A 17,620-nucleotide genomic window follows, 5' to 3' on the forward strand; every position below is an offset into this window, starting at 1 on the left:
GAATCAATCGGGAGCGATAACCGGCGGCTTCACGGGGTATGAGCAGTCTCTGTCCAAGGCAATAAGCAGTGTGAAGGTGAGAAAAATCAGATTGCCGCCAATATAACTGTAAATACCGACGGCGGTCCCAATGGGAAATATTGCGAGTATCGCCACTAAGCCCGCAACGGCCACGGGCATCCGCTCATCCATCAGGTAGCCCCAGAGAAAATAAAGCAACAGACCGTAGCCTACTAACCCCACAACACCCGTTTCTGCCATGATTTCGAGCAACGTAAGATGTGGGTGCCACGTCTCAGATACCCCTGTCCCGAGGAATATTTCCTGTCCCACAGCAAAGGTACCAAAACCTCTCATACCAACGCCGGTAAACCAATGTTCCTTGAACGCTATCCAGGCACTCTCCCACAACTGGGGTTGATATAAGATCGATTGGTAACGGGCCGGTGCTTCCGCGATCGTGCTCACTTGTCCCGTTACAATCGACAAGTATGAGCCTATGAGCAACCCAATAATTCCGGAGACAACAAAACCTGTAATTTGTCGTTTAGCGCCGACTTCGGGGTGCCGTAATGCCAGCACCGCCCACGCCGCAAGGCCAATTAATGCGAGCACGGCCGAGGACTGATGGCTGCTCATGACAATGGCGGCGTAGACTGGCAAGGAAAGAATTCCAATACCAATCCCACCGGCTCGTCGCAGCGCCTCCAAAAAGAAAGGCGACAGAATGGCGATGGTCGCACCGTAGCCCAGCTGCAGCGAGCCGGTTACCACCGCGCCAGATTCCCCTAACTCTATCAGTGGGTCGCCCAACAGACTTACCCCTGTCAATAACTGGATAAAGCCATCAATTGCCCACGCTACGAGCAAAATACCCAGCCAGGACATGATTTGTTTTGCATCGCCCTCTTCTAGCTTTGCGCTGAGTACAACCCAGGCAGCAAAGCCGTAAGCTGCAAAACGGAAAGCCGCGGATAGACCACGATCCGGATTGACCGACATGATGAGACTAATAAAACCCGGTATCGCTATACACGAAAACAGTAACGCGGCGCGCTTCATGCCCTCTGTCGATACGACCGCCTTACGGTCGGTCAACAAGCCACCCAGGGTCACCACCACCATAAGCCAGATCAACTGGCGCGTAGCGACACTCACAGCGAGCGAGAAAAATAAAAACACCCACATTAGCGGGGCTGGAATCAACGTTTGCTGCGGCATTATTGTGACTATTGGGCTGCTTTGAGTTCCGTGGATACGTTCTCGAGAGTAACGAAATGCATAGCCCAACTCCAGCTAACACCCGTTAATAAGCGGAAAATCAACAATTTAACTTGCACCGTTCATCGACAGCGTGTTTCATCGCCACATGCTGTTATCACATCGAAAGAAATTCTTATTTATCCACATAGCTAAGACCGGTGGGACCAGCGTCCGCTCAGCACTGCAGAAGTATCGATGGCGCGACCCCTACTATGCGCCGATTTGGCTCGCAAGTAAGCTAAGCGGAATGGCAAACCACGAACTGGCGATCAAGTTGCCTCGGCACTCAAAGGCCATTGCGGCCAAAGAAATGCTTCCCCGCGAGTTCTATGAGTCGCTGTTTAAGTTTGCGTTTGTTCGCAACCCCTGGGACTTACAAGTCAGCTCTTACCATCACATTCGGCGTGAGCGACCTCAGCTTATGAGGCCGAACGAGAGCTTTGCTGAATTTCTCTACCGCAAATTTGATCCCGATCGCGAGTGGCAGTATCACCTCGATACGTCGATAACGCCGCAGTCGAATTATCTGGTGGACCTAAACGGCGACTTGATTGTCGATTTTATTGGGCACTATGAAACGCTTCAGCAGGACTTTGACCATTGCTGCAAGACCATTGGCATTCCTAGGATAGAACTTCCCCACAAGCGCAAAGCAGGCGATCGCCTTGCTTACCGTGAGTACTACACGCCGGAGACACAAGCGCTTATAGAAAAGGTGTTTGCCCGTGATATCGAACTATTGGGGTACAGTTTTTAACCGCTATGCTATTGCACTCTCACAGAGCAGTGAGGCGATCGACAGATACTTCCTTTACTACTTAAGGCCCGCCCGCACCATCTCTGCCGCCTGAAGAAGCCCCGCTGCCTTGGTAGCGCCGTCATGCGCAGCACCGCTTGTCACGTGGAAACGATATGGTACTGCGGCGCGCTGGGCGGCAACCATATCCGACACCTTGTCCCCAACCATAATGGATCGGGACAGATCGAGGTCGTGTTCCTGAGCCGCCAAGAGCAACATGCCGGGTTCGGGCTTTCGCAAAACCGACTCAACCCGATAAGGCTCACTTTCTGCATCGGCTAAGTAGGGGCAGTAGTAGACCGCCGATAGATCAACGCCTCTGCTCGACAGATCCTCTTTCATCGATTGCGTGAGCCTGAGGAAGTCTTCCTCAGTGTAGTACCCTCTCGCAATACCCGACTGATTCGTAACAACTACGAGCTTAAAACCTAAGTTCTGCAGCAAAATTAAGCCGTCGATTGCATCCGGCAGGTATTCAAAATCCTCCCAGCATCCAACGTAACCGGAGTCCACGTTGATAACTCCATCCCTATCGAGAAAGGCTGCCGGCGTAGCCATGACTAGACGTCGTCGAGCTCAAGACGATGTTCGATCAGGGCGCACAGTAAATGTCCCACCACAATGTGCATTTCTTGTATGCGCGCAGTGACGTCAGAGGGCACAACAAGCGACAGATCAGCCACACGGTGAAGCTCACCGCCCGATTTACCCGACAAACCAATCGCCAGTACCCCGCTCTTCTGCGCTGACTCCACCGCATTGAGAATATTCATTGAATTCCCGGAAGTAGAGATCGCAAGTAAGACGTCTCCCGGCTGAGCAAGGCCCTCCACCTGCCGACTGAAAACATGGTCGTACCCGTAGTCATTACCAATAGCCGTGAGCGCCGAAGTGTCAGTCGTCAGGGCAATGGCCGGAAGCGAGCGCCGATCTGAAACGAAACGCCCGATCAACTCAGCGGCTATGTGCTGTGCGTCCGCCGCAGAACCCCCGTTGCCGCAAAGATAAATGCGTTTACCTGCGCGCAACGCTTCAGCACAGATCTCACCCGCTTGAGCAATATCATCCTCTAGCACACTCATGGCCTGAGCGACCGAAATGTGTTCTTCTAATGTACTGCGGACTATATGCTGCACCGCGCCCCCTCTTTTCCCTGCTTCAAATTATCCATTTAACTCAGCGACACTTTTTACTCGGGCCAATGCATGCAGAACGCGCCGATAAGCTCCCTGTCGATATGTGAAGTTTACAGTACTGGCGCAAAACCATTTTAGATTTGGCGCGCGAATCGTCTAATTATCTCGTTTCTCAAAACGCTCAGAGCGCTTTTCACCGAGACGTTTATACGCAACCGGTACGCACAAGATAGCAATTATCAGCAGTGTCCACATAGCCTCTAGTCTCCTGAGGGGCCCACGGCGGTGCCCCAGGCAACCATCTCTGAGACGCCTTGAGTGATCATGGACGAGGCAAAGCGAACGCCCACGACCATCGTTGCATTCAATTGGGCCGCATCCTCTTGCATACGATAAATGGCTTCCTCTCGCGCATCAGCCATCAGCTGGGTGTAGGACTTCACCTCTCCTCCCACCACATTTTTAATAACCGCAGTGATGTCACGAGTGATATTACGGGATCGAGCCGTGCTTCCTCGCACGAGACCAAGCGGCTCCATTCCGGCGGGAATGCTTTCAATACTAAGAAGCTTAATGGTTTTAGGGTCTGTCATTACTCAGTGAACTCTATTTTGAAGTGGGTGGGTAGGCTGCAATACACTCAACCTCGAGGGCCGCTCCCAGCGCTAGGCCGTTTGCCCCTAAGGCAGATCTCGCAGGATAAGGCCGAGAAAAATAGCTTGTGTATACCTTGTTGAAGTCGCCCCACTGGGCAACATCGGCAAGAAATACGGTGCACTTAACCACATCGCTCATCTGTAAGCCCCGGCGGTGGATAATGTCTCTGATATTACGCATGACTTGGTGAGATTCGGGTCCGATACCCCCATCGACCAGAGCGCCCGATTGATCGGTACCTACTTGACCCGAGACAAACAGTAAGTCGTTTACGCGGACCGCCTGCGAAAACGGAAGACTTTGGTCCGCATCGGGACCGTCATTGAAAAATACTGTTTGTGCATGACTTACGGACGCAAGACCAGAGAAGACAAGGAAAAAAACGACTCGACAAGGCCTTTTTTGGCGGTTTTCTGAACCAATTGACGGCTTCAGCAAACTAAATCCTGCTAACATCGCGCTCCGCACAGAGGTAATCATGTCGCTAGATCTCATCCTTTTATTCATCCCCACCATTGCTGCGGTGTCACTGACACCGGGCCTGTGTATGACATTAGCATTTACACTCGGTCTTTCAATAGGCTACCGGCGAACCCTCTGGATGATGTGGGGTGAAATGGTCGGAGTCGCAACCGTTTTTATTTCAACGTTTTGGGGTTTAGGCTGGCTGCTATCCAGAGATCCCCTCTATTTCAAGCTCTTTTCGCTCATCGGCGGAGCGTATTTGTTATACCTTTCGTTGATGCTTGTCAGACAGCCACCAGAAAAACTCGTGGCAAAGCAGCTGGGCGACACCAGCGCGGCGTCGTTGGCCGGGCTGGGCTTTATTACCGCTATCAGCAATCCAAAAGGCTGGGCATTTTTGATCGCTTTACTGCCGGGATTTGTCGTAACTGAGTCGCCTCTGGCCCCCCAATTCACGATCATGCTTCTCATTATGCTCTCTACCGAGTTTCTGTCGATGACACTGTATGCGACAGGCGGTCAATGGTTGGCAACCCGGCTTAGTAATGACTCAGGCCTACTGAGTGTTAACAGAATCGCTGCTGGCATGCTTGCTTTGGCTGCAGTTTGGGTCCTATCTGGCGTCCTGAATTAGCTGGCGCCCTGCGGATGATCAGCGATAAATTCCTGAATGAAATTCACGAGCTGCTGGGGAATATCCTCCTGACAAAAGTGCCCTACCCCCTCGACTTTTATTACGCGACGATCCGGAAAAAGTCCTTTGAAATCGGAGATCGCGTGGTCCTGAGCAATGCCGTAGTCTTTATCGCCAGAAATCAAGATGGCGGGCTTCGCTTTTAAGGCGTCGATATCGCCGGTTTCCATGGTTTCAAAGACAAAGGGTAAAAACCGACCGTAGTGGACATCGAGCGGGAAGTTAATCCCGCCAATACACGACTCTCTATCGGGAAAAGGGGCTGAATAGGCGCGAATCCATGTATCGTCGACAGCGGCAGAATTCTGAAAGCCAATGATCTTCATCACCGATAGGATCGTGCTACCGAGTTCGCCAAGAATACCGTTAAGTGTCCCCGCCTCTTCGTGTTTAGCAATCCATTCAAACCAAGGCGTTCTTCCTGCCGCCGCCTTCCCCCCGCCATAACCAAGTACCGTATTAGCCATAAATAATCGGCTCACTCGACTGGGATTTCGTGCTGTGAAAGCGCCGGCTATTGGACCGCCCCAATCCTGACAGACAATTGTAAGGTCTTGTAAGTCGAGGTCTTCGACAAAGCGCTCTAAGTTTTCAACATGGGTCTGAAGTGTGTAGACGCGATCTTGTGGCGTCTCTGACTTACCAAAGCCCATATGGTCTGGCACTACGACTCGATAGTTCTCGGACAGCGGACCGATCATCTTGCGATAAAGATACCCCCAAGTCGGCTCGCCATGGAGGCATAGGATAGTTTCTGCGCCCCTTGGCCCTTCGTCAACATAGTGCTGTTTAAAACCAGATGCTGAGGTAAAGCGCGGGCGGAAGGGCCATGTGCCGTCGAATGTTTCATTCGCATCAATCATCAAAAAGTCATCCAAAAATGATAGCGTTGTACGAAGACTACAATCTAAGCCGAGATAAGTGTGCAAAGCGATTCAAATTTAGCTCTGAGTTCTCGTCTCTCGATCGGGGATTACATTCCTCATGCGTTGATCGAGACAACTGAGCAACGCCTTGATATTCAGAGCAAAGCTGGCGAGCCTAATATTTTTGTGGTTCTGAGCGAGGCGCACGGCGCCCTTGCACCTCAGGCACTAGGGCTCGCTTTTCCGTATCGTCATTTTGTGCTCACCGAAACAGCATCGGATTCGACCCAACATAAGCGTGTTTTTTCAAGTGCGGCTCTCTGCCGTCTCTTCCTGCACCCCTTAGTCCCGATCAGTGCTTTTGTCACCGACGCGAATCTCAAAATTGTTGACTACGTGGACGCTCAAAACCTTAACGAGTTGCAGGCCGAGTTGACAGAGATTCGGGTACCTACCCTCAACCTGCCTGCGCCGGTACTGGTTATTCCAAATGCGATCGACGAAGCGCTAGCAGAAGATCTCATGCGCTACGTCGACAACCACCAGGAGGCTGGCTTCGTTGCCGATCAGGACTTCAAGCGACGGTTACACATTCACCCAGATAGGGACCTTGAATATCGATTAGACGACAAGCTATGCAAGTCGGTTTTACCTGAGATTGAAAAAGTTTTTTATTCAGAAATCACGCACAGAGAAACGTACAAAATCTGCCGCTATGATGGCGCAAACAGCGGGAAGTTTGGAAAGCACCGGGACACAATTGCGCCACATCTGCATCGGCGGTATGCCATCACACTGGTGCTTAACGATGACTATGAAGGAGGTGGAATCGCCTTCCCTGAGTACAACTCAGACGTACTTTCGGTGCCAAAGTACGGAGCTGTAGTGTTCCCCGGTGCTTTGTTTCATCAAGTTGACGAGATCGCCTCTGGCAGCCGATACGTCATCATTAGTTTTTTCTTCGGAGAGGCAGAAGCGGCAGTAAAGGAAGACAGCGAACGATACCGGTTTACCGTTAAACGACGTGTTGAGGGTTTGACACTGACCTCGTTAATGCCCAATCAGTCAAAGCCCGCCCCGTAGCTCACTTTACCTCTTGCAACTTAGCTTCGTGTGGGCCTCCCAGGAGGCTTCCTCGAGTCAGATCCGCTGATGGCTGTCAGCACTTGGGCTTTATTGACGAGGACTTGCGGAGCTATTCGTCGCGGTACAGATAGTTCGGGAAGGTCTCCTTCAGCTGATCGTGAATGCCTGCATAGCGGTAGTAATCCAGAAGCGTACGTTCATCACCAAGACCATACCGCTGGATGCACTCTGCCAAGGAATCTTGGTATACCAAATCCACCTGCTCTCGCGTATCTAAGCCCAAGAGGAACTTTGCTTTCGACCAAGAAGCTTGTGGCCAGCCAGCGCGATTTGAGTTGCTGATGCGCTTGACCTCGTCGGGAATACGATCGCGCGAGCCCTCATAATCAGTCGCCAGGGCGTGGCGTGTCGGACAGAAGATGTCGTAGCCATGGGTCCACAATCTAACGGCATAAAGCACCTGTTCTTCGGCATGCAGACCAAAATCGAGTTCTGGGTCATAGGGAAAAAGACGACGAACCTCGCCACTCATGAAAAGCATCGCTGCACTGATTCCAAGCGATGCGATGGGTGTCTCAGGAAGCGTTACCAATGCGCCATGACTTTTAATCGAGTCGACGTCGATGTGACGATACCGATTTACATGGCCAATTCGGTCAAGATGCTCAGGGGACTCCATATTGATGATATTCACCGGATAGTGGGAGAGAACAGCTTTGCCATTAAGACAGGACGCTTTGGCGAGCTCTGCAATCAAAATATCATCCCACCCTCGGAAAAAGCGCGAGTGGCAATCAATTTGCAAAAAGAAATCGGCATCAAGCATAAGCTTCTCACAACGCGCTCGAGCATAGATCGGCCCTTTTGCCTCACTCACGTCAATTCGATCAACTGATACTTGCGGGAGAGCGTCTAATGCATCAAAGGCCCTATCAGTCGGCTGTGCCTGCAGACAAATACCAACCGTTACTCGGTCGGGGTTAACCGCATTTTCAAGGCAGCTTTTAACGGTATCGACGACATCCGGGTCGGAAAAGCAAGCAATTGACACGAAGATTTTTTCGGCCGATGCCGAGCTTGTTTCGCTTGCTTGAAGAACCTCGGGGGTTAACTCCACCAGATCAGTCAGTACGTGTGGCGCGGATTCAGTACGGTGATGCCCGACAACATTCGGCCCATGGCGGTATAAACGGTAGCCCAATACGTTCACTGAAAACGAGAGAATTTCTTCTTTAAATTCAGGCCGGTTGTACTCGAAGTAAAGAAAAGGACGAGTACGCTCAATCGTTGCAACAGCACCCTTTAGAACCTGTAGCTCCATGCCCTCGACGTCAATTTTAATCAGGTGACATTGAGGAGGCGCGATGGCATCGAGCGAGATGATATCCCCCTCTTCCTTGAACGTATCAAACGACAACGAATAGCCACCAAAGTTGTTTGGACGTTCATAATTGGGGACTGGCACCTCGACCCTACCTTGCTTATCACCCACCGCTAACCGGTAGGGCCAAACGTTTTGATGCCGCCCCAACAGAGCGTTCGCGCACAATATTTGAAACAAGAAGCGCTGAGGCTCAAAGGCAAGCACACGACCCTTGACACCCACGCAGCGAGAAAAGAATAACGTGTGGTTACCTACATTTGCCCCAACATCGACAACCGTGTCGGACTCAGATAGTAATTCACCCAGGAGCGCTTTTTCGTCAGCGGCATAATCGCCTGTCGCGCGAAGACTTTCGCAGATAACAGTATCCGTCTCGAGAAGATACATGGGGCCGTTTACAGTCTCGTGAAGCCTTACAAGCTCGTTCATTTCAGAGTTCAATCCTTAAGGTCCTTTGAACGGATTCAAGGGCTAATACCTCACCAAGTGCAACGATTTCTGACGACCCGCGAGGTAAATCACCTTACTCCCATCAAAGAAAGCACTTTGCTCGAGCTTCATCTGAGCGCGCTGACCGTCCCACTCTGGGATGCGAACCGTGACATTACCCTCAATGGCATAACCCGTCATCGCATGTAGCGGCCAATCACCCCTTCCGGGAGTCGGCCCCTGATTATCCCACATACCAATTGTGGGCCCCGGCGCATGGCCAAATAAACCCAAAGGGTGAGTATAAATGGCGTGCTCGATACCTTCATTCTCAATGGAGCGCTGTGCCGCCGCCAAGATCTCATTACCGGTTCTACCGACTCGAAATTCATGGGTTAGCAAGTCTTGCCACTGGTTGCCTAGCGCCATAGCACTTGAGAGCCCTTTTGGCGGCTCTGCCTCTCCAAGGTTCAACACATAACCCATTTCTTGGGTATCCGTGCACAAACTCAAATAACACAGCCCAACGTCCGTGTGCAGCAAGTCTCCGCGCCTAATAATCGAATTCGGAGAGCCATCGCCTAGAAAAGCGGCATCCTGTGCAAAGTCCGCCCCGCGCCATTGACGGTTTACATCTGGGTGAAACCACGGCTCTAAGCCTTCTTCCTCAAATCGTGTTCGTATAAACCAGGAAACATCGCCCAATGTCGTGACGCCTGGCGTGATGACTTCGCTACTAAAGGCTCGTGCAATGGTCTCTCGTGCAATGCCAACAGCCCGTTGCCAGACTTCCACCTCACTCTTTAGGCGCGTCTCCATCCATCGAACAACAAGCGACTCAGACGAAATCACACGCTCGCCAAATTCCGTTCCAATGGCACTCATTAACTTGCCATGCAGACTGTGGCTCAAACCATCGGCCACGGGCCATGTATCGCTTGTATTAATGGCAATACGTTGTGGGTTACGTTCCCGAACAACCTCACCTAGGCGAGCCCATTGTGCGCTCAAATCACCGCCTTCCCAGGCAGCTTGATAGAGCGAACCGAGAGGGTAGCGGCTTACAGTGAGTCGCTCAACACCCTGCTCGCCCCGATCAAAAAACACCAAGATCGTCGTGCGCCGCGCGGTGAATCGCGGTTTTGGCACGAGCGACATGAATACGGGATCATCGTTGTACTCGCGAGCAATAACGAGCCACATGTCGATCCCGGATTCACGCATCAAGCCCGGTAGTAGCGTGTCTAGGCGCTCTTCAATGATCGCATTTTCAAGAACGGGACGATTTTCATAAGGCTCAATCGCAAGCGTCTGCGCTTGACTCAAAGGTGAGACGGCACCCAAAAATACTGTTATGCCTAGCAGCCAAAAAACCGACTTGAGCTTAATCGTATACATCCCCACTCCTTCCTGCCCGGGGTGAATCCCTTTGTTTCAGGCGTTGAATGCTGCCAGGTAGTTATTGGACTTACGGGTCAACACCTCTATTGAATAACTCGAACCTCACCGCTCCTCAATGAACGCTTGCCATACGCCCATGACCTTAGCGGGCTCCCAAACCTTATCCATATCAACCTTGGCCGCTGATTCAGACCAAGCTAAACGCTCGACTCTGTACTTATAAAAAAATGCTGAGACGCGCATATTTGCAGCACAGTGAACCCATATTGGGTCATCACCACATGCTTCAAAAATCTTTATAAAGTGCTCAAAATCCTCGCGTGTCGGGTTTGTGAACACAACCGGCAGATGGAAGTACCGAACCCCCAGTTCCTGCAGTAACTCGTCCTCGTTACCTAAGGCATTTTCGTGGTCTTTGGGGGCGAGGTTAATGATGGTTGTATAACCCGCGTCTTTAATTAGCCTGAGCTGTTGCTCAGTTGGCTGACCTGAAGTGGCAACCCTGTCATCGAGCTGCACGTAATTGAAGATATCTTCAAGGCCGCGAAGGTTACCCGACCATCCAAGTCGCTTCCTAACGCGTGTCGCGTAATAGCCAAGTACTGTATTGAAGGTATTTGCCATCCTGTCTCCAGTGGGCCCAGATGCGACGCGTGCGCGAGCACCTTGATCCCCCTCACTCCGTTTAGGTCATTCTGAGGCGCTAACTAGGCAGCTCTCATGGGCGCCCAGTCGTCTCCTTTCAGAGCGACGCGGGTAACGGTTTGTTGATGGGCTGAGTGAGCGTCGAGGGATCCTGAGCAAACCCGATAATGGCGGTATAACCTTCACTTTTCTCGCAATGAGCGAAACCCTTTTGACCAACAAGTTTTGTCCCTGCGCCGCAGGTGTAAGTGACACCCTCTTCCACGTCGACAACAGTGAGCTCACCGGCGACAATAAAGGTCAGCGAATCAAAATCGTGCCAATGCGGCTCGTTTTCCACTGCAGGGAAATCGAACTTGTGTGCGGTGTACCCCGCAGCTTCACATTGCGCATACGCGTCAGCTTCATCGTTAAAGGTTCCCAAACGCTCTTTCATAGCTCGCTCCTCGTTTCTCTTTTTTTGCAAGGCCTCACGACGTTTTATCATTTGTGGCGTGAGTGCGCTGCTGATTTTCCTTGGGCATTATTTGTCGCTCACCGTCGATGGTGGCATTGATCACGACCAATAACCACCTCCACATGAGACGACTGAATCTCCTTGCTTTGACACCGACCCCACTCGAAAAATTTCACCCCAAACTAAGAGCGCCAGGTTACAAGGAGCGGAACAGGCTCAAGGAAAATCGACTGTGCAGGCAGAGAACCTTTAGCCTTCAACGCCTCTCAACTGAGTCAGACACCCTTTTACCGCCCCCGACTTAGTGCGCAAGGGTAATAACCTTGGGCACGCAGCCCCTCTCTTTACTGAGCCGACCGTCGTAGTTTGAGGATCTGAAAGCCAACGCCTAGGACATAAAGCATCAAGAACGCTAGATGGAACCCCTGCAGCACCGGTGAATCAAACGAATCGATAAACGGATCCCCAACTGGCAATCGACGCAAGAAGTCTGTGATCGCGGGAATCATGTGAAAAAGAATGGTGGCGCTGTAAGCAATCGCCTGAAAATAAGGCGATGCCCGACCAAAGAGGTTGAAACGCTCCAGTAAGAAGCCACCGAGAGCCGCGCCCAAGGTAAGCAACCCTAGGATATGCGCGACGCCAAACCCACCTTGGTTGTAAATACCAAGTGCTGAACCGGCAACAATCACCGTCACAATTAAGTACCACGCACCAGTCTGGGTAGACGCTTTAATGACGCCGTGCCTTGATATTGCAGCGATCGCTAAGAGCAATGCCGCTATACCCATCATTGTGTGAAACCATCCAAGCCATGTCATTGCAGGCATATCTTTCCCCCAGTTATTGATGTGTTGTTATAAAAACGCTTTTAGAGCGTCTAGGACCTCGAAAACTTGTGGATGAGCGCTAAAAATAGACTGCCAAACGCGGCGTACGCCAAATTACTGCCGACCCTTCCCCAGTCCAACCCAGCGTATTCAACCCAAAACATAATACCGACGCCCACGGGCATGAAGGCAATAAAAAAACGCTTCATGTTCTGAGACGTATCTTTGAACTCTCCTAGAGCCCAGAATAACGGAATATAAAACGTAAGGAGGCAGATGACCGAGAGTGCAAAGTATGAGTATCCGGGCATTGTGAAAAGTAGAACCTCCGTAGGCAAAAAGTGCAGGCCGAGCGGGCCTAGCCTAACCTTTGGGTGCCAACACTTAAACAATAAAAACGATTTGGTCTTGTGCCATTACGTCAGTAACAAGGGCGTTTGAACCAAAAGCGTGTGACCCCGAGGGTCAGCAAAGCGCTTGTTGAGTAATGAAAAAAGGTGCACATTGACGGCAGTTAGGCATTAGAAAGGTTTTCTGGTGGAGCTCTTATACCAACAGCAAGATAGCCAGCAAACACTGCGAGAAGCGATTGAGGAGTACCATCGCTACTTGACCCATATTGGTCGAAAGATACTCTCCGACGCGCCTGATAACGCTAAGACCGTTTGGCGATACCACGACGCAACACATGCTTTATTTGGGCACGACACCTCCATCGAAGGCGAAGCAACGCTCGATTTTTGGGTGCTTTTTGGCACCGATATCTCTTGGCAAGTGCTCCGCGAATATCAACAAATTCCAGAGATCAAAAACCTTAGCCGAGCCGTCATTACTCAACTCGGCGTGTTATTTATTCCCAAGCTTTACTGGCGAAACAGACGCGCCCTATGGCAAGTGTTTAGAAATTCTCGGCAAATGACGAAGAAGTGGCCCTTCGAAATGCCCGTTGAATCTTTGGATCAGACACTCGTGGATCTGAGAGCCGAGTATGGCATCAAATTGCTAACACCTGAGCAACGAAAACCTAGCCAAGCCACTTACTTTGACTACACCATTGTGAGCACATAGCCGCTCTATCTACACTGCTTAGAAGGCCTAAATGGCAAATCGATCGTAATATTGAGCGAAGGAATCGAACGTAAACTTTTGTGCCAAGGCGCCAATATCACCGCCATCACCAATGTATTCGAAAGCGTGATAGCAACCCTCAAAAACCGTGCTCACAACCTCCACGCCATCCCCGGTTAGCCGCTCAACGTAAGTCTGTGTCTCCCAGTAGAACGGATCCTTATCTCCAACGTAGGTGATAGTAGGTGGCAGCCCTTTAAAGGTGCTAGCTCGAGCCGGAGCCGCATAGGCACTCAGCTCTTCCCTGCCTTCCCTCACATCTTTGAGGTAGGCACTCCAGCCAATGCGATTGAGTCCGGTATCCCATACCGGAGGGTCGATGTTGCGGTCTGGATCACTGGGCTGAGTCTCGTCGATCATGGGATAAAAAGGCATTTGAAAGACCGGCGAAACATCACCGGAATCTCGCGCCTTCAACGCAACTGCAGCGGTTAAACCGCCGCCGGCGCTATGACCCCCAATGATGAATCTATCCGTACACCCAAGCGTCTGTGTATTGTCGCGCGCCCAAATAAGCGCGTCGTAACAGTCCTGAAAACCGCCCGGGTACGGCCGACTTTTCGCCTTCCGATAATCAGGCGCTACGACGACGCAGGGTCGAGTCTCAATAAACCTACGTATGAGTTCAGAAGAGCCCTCCGGCACCCCCATGATGTAACCGCCCCCATGAAAATAAACCAAGCACGGAAGCGGACCGACACTATTCTTTGGACGATAGATGCGAGTGCGAATCGGGTAGTTATCCAAACTACTGGCAATGTTACGCGTCGAACAGTCTAAGCTCTCAACGTCTTTCCCCATTTCCTTTCGCCTATACCAGTCAACAAGACGAACAAACCCCGGAATCTTCATGAGACGAGCCATGCGCCGTAAAGCAGACACTTGCGGCTGTAGGTCTGGATGAAATTCCTCGTCTCTAATGTGCATGGGTGCCCTCTTCAATCTTGGCAAGTCGCTTGCGATTTAACTTTACTTTCAGGCGTCTTAACACCGCTCAGTGATTTGTCTGAACGCGATTTACAGTTTGCTCGGAATGAGCGGTGTTACAAATTCAAACTTGCATTCTCAATCAGTGACCCACATCTTTACTTCTCTTAAATAACAATGACAAGTGAACGACGATGTCCGATTTTCCGCTTCCCAATGTATCAACCGATTTGTCAGGTCAAGTTGCCTTCGTCACAGGCACCACATCGGGCCTGGGTAAGCGCTTCGCTAAAGTGCTTGCAGCCTGTGGTGCAAAAGTAGCATTAACAGGTCGTCGTGCTGACCGTTTAGAGAGCCTTGCCCAGGAAATAAGAGCCGACGGCGGTGTATGCGAACCCATTCCGCTCGATATGACATCACGAGAAAGCATTCGCTCAGCGCTTGCTCAGGCAAAGGCGAAGCTTGGGACCGTGCAGATCTTGGTCAATAACGCCGGCATTCCCGATGCGGAGCGCGCCATTAAGATGTCAGATGAGCTCACTGATGCGGTATTTGATACAAATTTAGTCGGTCCTTGGGTGTTGTCGTGTGAAGTGGCCCGCGAGCTCATCGCGCAAAAAATGACCGGGAGGATCGTCAATATCGCCTCTGTTGCTGCCTTCAGTATTACGGGCGCCGTGGCGACAACGCTCTACTCGACCACCAAAAGTGCGGTTGTGCGGATGACCGAATCGCATGCTATGGAGTGGGCACGCAACCACATCAATGTAAATTGCATTGCTCCCGGCGCTTTCTCGAGCGAGATGATGGACGGGATGCTTTCTCGGGTGGGTGATATATCTCAAGGATTCCCCCGAAAACGCATTTGCGACCCAGCACAAATGGATAGCACGTTGCTCTTCCTCGTGTCGCCCGCCTCAGAGTGTGTCACGGGCACCGTGATTAAAATTGATGACGGACAGGGACCACGCTGATGAGCTTAGTGGGCGCGCTGAATTTTTCCGGGAAAAAAGTGCTCGTATGCGGAGGCTCCGATGGTATCGGCTACGGAGTGGCTATAGCGTTTCTCGAGGCAGGAGCGGAGGTCTCGATAACAGGTACGCGACCTGCTGATCATTACGAAAACGACTTCAGTCATTTCACCTACCATCAATTCGATGTACAGAACCCAGATGCCATTACTGCCCTAGCTTCCAAATTCAGCGAGCTGGATGTCATGGCTAATTGCATTGGCGCTGTTCTCTGGAAAAAGGAGGAGTTTGAGCGCGCAGGTTTTGAAAAGATCATCAGTATCAATCTGACAGGCGCTATGCAGCTCTGTACTGAGTTCTACCCACTTTTACAGGTCAATGCCGGCTGCATAGTGAATGTTGATTCGGTGGTCACCCTCAGCGCAGCCGTAAACAATCCTGCGTATAGCGCAAGTAAGGCAGGCCTTGTTCAGCTCACCAAAGCTCTTGCGAAAAAATGGGGGCCCACTGGCGTTCGTGTCAACACAGTCGCACCGGGTATGGTCCCCACTAAGATGACCGTGAATCAGTCGGGGGAGGAGAACGAGGCAAGGTTTAAGCAGACAAACCCAATACCCCGATTTGGGCGCCCAGAGGATATCGCCGGCGGTGTTCTATTTCTCGCCTCACCCTTGGCCGCCTATGTCACAGGTCAGCAAATCGTGATTGATGGCGGACTGACGCTATAACCTGAAGAGCCCTCGCGTTGTATGTCGTTTGCGCCGTCGTGTTGGGCGAGGCTGATCCAATTTCTGGCATCTATTATTCTCGCATCTCAAACACAACGACGCACCGCGACGTGGGCCACTTGGCTTTTATAGCCCGTCAGAGCGATTTGACGGAGTGCGCCGCGTTACCCCATAAAGTTGCGAAGTGCGTAAGACCCCAAGGTTTCGGCAACTACAGTGCCATTCGTGTCGGTGAGCACTGCCTTCTGTTGAAAATCGTACCTTCCCGTCTCCTCAAGTTTTGAATTCATTTCAAGTGCTTGATCGGCACCAAAATATGCCGTCGCAGTGATATCAGTCATGGCCGGCGCTTTAAAGTCAATCTTGAGATCACGAACGACTGGCTGGAACTTGCGCGGATTATCCAGATACCGTGCCGTAATCAGCCCACCTAAAAACTCGCCCAATGAGAACAAAACACCGGCATGCATGATGCCAATGTGATTGCCGGCCGCCTTAGAGTTGGGAATTGTCGCCTTAAAGACCCCATTCTCCGCTTCAAGAACAGTAAGTCCTAAGAACTCGTAGATGGGGCAATTTTTCTTCGCCCCAGCCTCAAATGCGACTAAATCCATTACTCACTCCTTGCCTAAATTATTGACGTTCGTATGAACCGCTGACCGTTGAAGGGTCGCACGACGATAGTCCAGATGACAACACCGTGCGAGTGCATATGTCGCGAAAATCACCTATCGTTGGAACGACCAAAAATAATAAATCGTGGTATCTGAAATGCGTCGTTATGGCACAACACCCGGTAGACCAGAGGAATATCGTCAAGGCAGTGAACGAGCGGTGCGGCCCAAAGACGCTTCCACGCTGATCATTGTTCGGCAGGACGATGAGCCGCGATTACTCCTCGGGAAACGCTCGATGCAGCACAAGTTCATGCCGGGGAAGTTTGTCTTTCCTGGCGGTCGCCTAGATTTAATCGACCAGCGGCTAAAGGTGCCGACTGAGCTCCCCGAGCCTGTCATGCAGCGTTTACGAAAAAAAACGCAGTCACACGTTAGTGACGCGAAACTTAGAGGGCTCGCGCTCGCGGCTATTCGGGAAACATTCGAAGAGACCGGGCTTGTGGTGGGGCGGCCCACAACCGCAATCGTTCATACCGCCAATACGGGCTGGCAAGACTATCTTTCGCACGGTGTGATTCCACCGTTAGAGTCAATGGATTTCATCGCTCGGGCCATAACGCCGCCGTATCGTACGCGTCGCTTTGATACGCGATTTTTTATGGTTTATGAGGATGTCATCCACTCGGATCCCAGTGCGGTGGGTAGCGCTTCGGGAGAGCTCCTTGATCTTCATTGGCTTACACTAGACGAGGCACGAAAAACCGACTTGCCCGCAATAACACGCATGGTGATCGATATTATCGAGGAGCGATTAACCCAACCGCGCAAGACACAGCTGACAGAGAATGCGCCCTTTGTCCGCTTACTCCACAACCAATGGGTCAACGAGAAGTTATAAGTCGAAAAGCCAGCGGCTCGGCTTGAGGTAGAAAAAGACAGCATCCAGCGAAGAATAATAATGAAGAGCAGCAACGTGATCGCAAAAGCTAGCACCGGACAATCACAGTTTCATTATCGAACGTGCCATCTCTGCGAGACGATGTGCGGTATCGAAGTCGAGCATGATGGGGAAATATCATTGCAATCCGCGGTCATAAAAACGACGTTCTTAGCAAAGGCAATATCTGTCCCAAGGCC

General features: G+C 51.3%; 21 protein-coding genes. 7 read left to right on the plus strand and 14 right to left on the minus strand.

The window, feature by feature from the left end:
* Nucleotides 1-3: 3 nt before the first annotated feature.
* Nucleotides 4-1,221, minus strand: coding sequence for an O-antigen ligase family protein (locus E0F26_RS09275; protein ID WP_279241377.1), 1,218 nt, complete (start codon nt 1,219-1,221; stop codon nt 4-6).
* Nucleotides 1,222-1,369: 148 nt separating this feature from the next.
* Here E0F26_RS09275 and E0F26_RS09280 point away from each other — a divergent pair, with 148 nt between their 5' ends.
* A complete protein-coding gene (locus tag E0F26_RS09280) occupies nt 1,370-2,020 on the plus strand; it encodes a sulfotransferase family 2 domain-containing protein (protein WP_279241378.1) in 651 nt (216 codons plus the stop codon).
* Nucleotides 2,021-2,077: 57 nt separating this feature from the next.
* Here E0F26_RS09280 and E0F26_RS09285 read toward each other — a convergent pair whose 3' ends face one another.
* From E0F26_RS09285 to E0F26_RS09300, 4 genes are all read right to left on the minus strand, one after another.
* Entirely contained in the window at nt 2,078-2,620 is a 543-nt protein-coding gene (locus E0F26_RS09285) for a D-glycero-alpha-D-manno-heptose-1,7-bisphosphate 7-phosphatase (RefSeq protein ID WP_279241379.1), read from the minus strand.
* 2 nt (nt 2,621-2,622) lie between these two features.
* Nucleotides 2,623-3,198 carry a D-sedoheptulose-7-phosphate isomerase gene (locus tag E0F26_RS09290; RefSeq protein ID WP_279241380.1) on the minus strand — a complete coding sequence of 192 codons (576 nt, stop codon included), beginning with the start codon at nt 3,196-3,198 and terminating at the stop codon, nt 2,623-2,625.
* 260 nt (nt 3,199-3,458) lie between these two features.
* Nucleotides 3,459-3,791: a YbjQ family protein gene (locus E0F26_RS09295; RefSeq protein WP_279241381.1), complete on the minus strand. Its 333-nt coding sequence runs from the start codon at nt 3,789-3,791 to the stop codon at nt 3,459-3,461.
* 13 nt (nt 3,792-3,804) lie between these two features.
* Nucleotides 3,805-4,335 carry a RidA family protein gene (locus E0F26_RS09300; protein ID WP_279241382.1) on the minus strand — a complete coding sequence of 177 codons (531 nt, stop codon included), beginning with the start codon at nt 4,333-4,335 and terminating at the stop codon, nt 3,805-3,807.
* Here E0F26_RS09300 and E0F26_RS09305 point away from each other — a divergent pair.
* The gene (locus E0F26_RS09305; protein WP_279241383.1) at nt 4,334-4,954 is read left to right on the plus strand and encodes a LysE family translocator; all 621 of its coding nucleotides are present in this window, start codon (nt 4,334-4,336) and stop codon (nt 4,952-4,954) included. The two genes, E0F26_RS09300 and E0F26_RS09305, sit on opposite strands and share 2 nt — an antisense overlap.
* Here E0F26_RS09305 and E0F26_RS09310 read toward each other — a convergent pair.
* A complete protein-coding gene (locus E0F26_RS09310) occupies nt 4,951-5,877 on the minus strand; it encodes an alpha/beta fold hydrolase (protein ID WP_279241384.1) in 927 nt (308 codons plus the stop codon). The genes E0F26_RS09305 and E0F26_RS09310 overlap by 4 nt on opposite strands.
* 60 nt (nt 5,878-5,937) lie before the next feature.
* Between E0F26_RS09310 and E0F26_RS09315 the strand changes: the two genes are divergently transcribed.
* Nucleotides 5,938-6,963: a 2OG-Fe(II) oxygenase gene (locus E0F26_RS09315; RefSeq protein ID WP_279241385.1), complete on the plus strand. Its 1,026-nt coding sequence runs from the start codon at nt 5,938-5,940 to the stop codon at nt 6,961-6,963.
* A 112-nt stretch (nt 6,964-7,075) separates the two neighbouring features.
* On the opposite strand, the gene E0F26_RS09320 is transcribed toward E0F26_RS09315, so the two are convergent.
* From E0F26_RS09320 to E0F26_RS09345, 6 genes are all read right to left on the minus strand, one after another.
* Complete coding sequence (locus E0F26_RS09320) at nt 7,076-8,779, minus strand: FkbM family methyltransferase (RefSeq protein ID WP_279241386.1); 1,704 nt, start codon at nt 8,777-8,779, stop codon at nt 7,076-7,078.
* A gap of 42 nt (nt 8,780-8,821) precedes the next feature.
* On the minus strand, nt 8,822-10,177 hold the full coding sequence (locus E0F26_RS09325; protein WP_279241387.1) for a M24 family metallopeptidase: 1,356 nt from the start codon (nt 10,175-10,177) through the stop codon (nt 8,822-8,824).
* Nucleotides 10,178-10,282: 105 nt separating this feature from the next.
* Nucleotides 10,283-10,804, minus strand: coding sequence for a protein tyrosine phosphatase family protein (locus E0F26_RS09330; RefSeq protein WP_279241388.1), 522 nt, complete (start codon nt 10,802-10,804; stop codon nt 10,283-10,285).
* A gap of 118 nt (nt 10,805-10,922) precedes the next feature.
* Nucleotides 10,923-11,261: a hypothetical protein gene (locus E0F26_RS09335; RefSeq protein WP_279241389.1), complete on the minus strand. Its 339-nt coding sequence runs from the start codon at nt 11,259-11,261 to the stop codon at nt 10,923-10,925.
* 365 nt (nt 11,262-11,626) lie between these two features.
* On the minus strand, nt 11,627-12,112 hold the full coding sequence (locus E0F26_RS09340; RefSeq protein WP_279241390.1) for a hypothetical protein: 486 nt from the start codon (nt 12,110-12,112) through the stop codon (nt 11,627-11,629).
* A gap of 50 nt (nt 12,113-12,162) precedes the next feature.
* Nucleotides 12,163-12,321, minus strand: a complete 159-nt coding sequence (locus E0F26_RS09345) for a hypothetical protein (protein ID WP_279241391.1) — start codon at nt 12,319-12,321, stop codon at nt 12,163-12,165.
* 328 nt (nt 12,322-12,649) lie between these two features.
* Here E0F26_RS09345 and E0F26_RS09350 point away from each other — a divergent pair, with 328 nt between their 5' ends.
* Nucleotides 12,650-13,180 (plus strand): hypothetical protein, encoded by a 531-nt coding sequence (locus tag E0F26_RS09350; protein ID WP_279241392.1) that lies wholly within the window; start codon nt 12,650-12,652, stop codon nt 13,178-13,180.
* Nucleotides 13,181-13,207: 27 nt separating this feature from the next.
* Here the strand turns inward: E0F26_RS09350 and E0F26_RS09355 are convergent, their stop codons facing one another.
* Nucleotides 13,208-14,167: an alpha/beta hydrolase gene (locus E0F26_RS09355; RefSeq protein WP_279241393.1), complete on the minus strand. Its 960-nt coding sequence runs from the start codon at nt 14,165-14,167 to the stop codon at nt 13,208-13,210.
* Nucleotides 14,168-14,361: 194 nt separating this feature from the next.
* Here E0F26_RS09355 and E0F26_RS09360 point away from each other — a divergent pair, with 194 nt between their 5' ends.
* Both E0F26_RS09360 and E0F26_RS09365 read left to right on the plus strand, forming a co-directional pair.
* Nucleotides 14,362-15,141, plus strand: coding sequence for an SDR family NAD(P)-dependent oxidoreductase (locus E0F26_RS09360; protein ID WP_279241394.1), 780 nt, complete (start codon nt 14,362-14,364; stop codon nt 15,139-15,141).
* Nucleotides 15,141-15,866, plus strand: coding sequence for an SDR family NAD(P)-dependent oxidoreductase (locus tag E0F26_RS09365; RefSeq protein ID WP_279241395.1), 726 nt, complete (start codon nt 15,141-15,143; stop codon nt 15,864-15,866). Before E0F26_RS09360 ends, E0F26_RS09365 begins: the two co-directional genes overlap by 1 nt.
* A gap of 164 nt (nt 15,867-16,030) precedes the next feature.
* Here the strand turns inward: E0F26_RS09365 and E0F26_RS09370 are convergent, their stop codons facing one another.
* The gene (locus E0F26_RS09370; protein WP_279241396.1) at nt 16,031-16,480 is read right to left on the minus strand and encodes a PaaI family thioesterase; all 450 of its coding nucleotides are present in this window, start codon (nt 16,478-16,480) and stop codon (nt 16,031-16,033) included.
* A gap of 157 nt (nt 16,481-16,637) precedes the next feature.
* Here E0F26_RS09370 and E0F26_RS09375 point away from each other — a divergent pair, with 157 nt between their 5' ends.
* Nucleotides 16,638-17,381: an NUDIX hydrolase gene (locus tag E0F26_RS09375; RefSeq protein ID WP_279241397.1), complete on the plus strand. Its 744-nt coding sequence runs from the start codon at nt 16,638-16,640 to the stop codon at nt 17,379-17,381.
* Nucleotides 17,382-17,620 lie beyond the last annotated feature (239 nt).

This window comes from Candidatus Paraluminiphilus aquimaris, assembly GCF_026230195.1.
GTDB classification, from domain to species: Bacteria; Pseudomonadota; Gammaproteobacteria; order Pseudomonadales; family Halieaceae; genus Luminiphilus; species Luminiphilus aquimaris.

Bases quoted from the DNA above. Each gene is read 5' to 3' on its own strand.
- E0F26_RS09275 (WP_279241377.1), bottom strand. From the start codon at position 1,221: ATGCCGCAGCAAACGTTGATTCCAGCCCCGCTAATGTGGGTGTTTTTA.
- E0F26_RS09280 (WP_279241378.1), top strand. From the start codon at position 1,370: ATGCTGTTATCACATCGAAAGAAATTCTTATTTATCCACATAGCTAAG.
- E0F26_RS09285 (WP_279241379.1), bottom strand. From the start codon at position 2,620: ATGGCTACGCCGGCAGCCTTTCTCGATAGGGATGGAGTTATCAACGTG.
- E0F26_RS09295 (WP_279241381.1), bottom strand. From the start codon at position 3,791: ATGACAGACCCTAAAACCATTAAGCTTCTTAGTATTGAAAGCATTCCC.
- E0F26_RS09305 (WP_279241383.1), top strand. From the start codon at position 4,334: ATGTCGCTAGATCTCATCCTTTTATTCATCCCCACCATTGCTGCGGTG.
- E0F26_RS09300 (WP_279241382.1), bottom strand. From the start codon at position 4,335: ATGATTACCTCTGTGCGGAGCGCGATGTTAGCAGGATTTAGTTTGCTG.
- E0F26_RS09310 (WP_279241384.1), bottom strand. From the start codon at position 5,877: ATGATTGATGCGAATGAAACATTCGACGGCACATGGCCCTTCCGCCCG.
- E0F26_RS09320 (WP_279241386.1), bottom strand. From the start codon at position 8,779: ATGAACGAGCTTGTAAGGCTTCACGAGACTGTAAACGGCCCCATGTAT.
- E0F26_RS09325 (WP_279241387.1), bottom strand. From the start codon at position 10,177: ATGTATACGATTAAGCTCAAGTCGGTTTTTTGGCTGCTAGGCATAACA.
- E0F26_RS09330 (WP_279241388.1), bottom strand. From the start codon at position 10,804: ATGGCAAATACCTTCAATACAGTACTTGGCTATTACGCGACACGCGTT.
- E0F26_RS09335 (WP_279241389.1), bottom strand. From the start codon at position 11,261: ATGAAAGAGCGTTTGGGAACCTTTAACGATGAAGCTGACGCGTATGCG.
- E0F26_RS09340 (WP_279241390.1), bottom strand. From the start codon at position 12,112: ATGCCTGCAATGACATGGCTTGGATGGTTTCACACAATGATGGGTATA.
- E0F26_RS09345 (WP_279241391.1), bottom strand. From the start codon at position 12,321: ATGAAGCGTTTTTTTATTGCCTTCATGCCCGTGGGCGTCGGTATTATG.
- E0F26_RS09355 (WP_279241393.1), bottom strand. From the start codon at position 14,167: ATGCACATTAGAGACGAGGAATTTCATCCAGACCTACAGCCGCAAGTG.
- E0F26_RS09360 (WP_279241394.1), top strand. From the start codon at position 14,362: ATGTCCGATTTTCCGCTTCCCAATGTATCAACCGATTTGTCAGGTCAA.
- E0F26_RS09365 (WP_279241395.1), top strand. From the start codon at position 15,141: ATGAGCTTAGTGGGCGCGCTGAATTTTTCCGGGAAAAAAGTGCTCGTA.
- E0F26_RS09370 (WP_279241396.1), bottom strand. From the start codon at position 16,480: ATGGATTTAGTCGCATTTGAGGCTGGGGCGAAGAAAAATTGCCCCATC.
- E0F26_RS09375 (WP_279241397.1), top strand. From the start codon at position 16,638: ATGCGTCGTTATGGCACAACACCCGGTAGACCAGAGGAATATCGTCAA.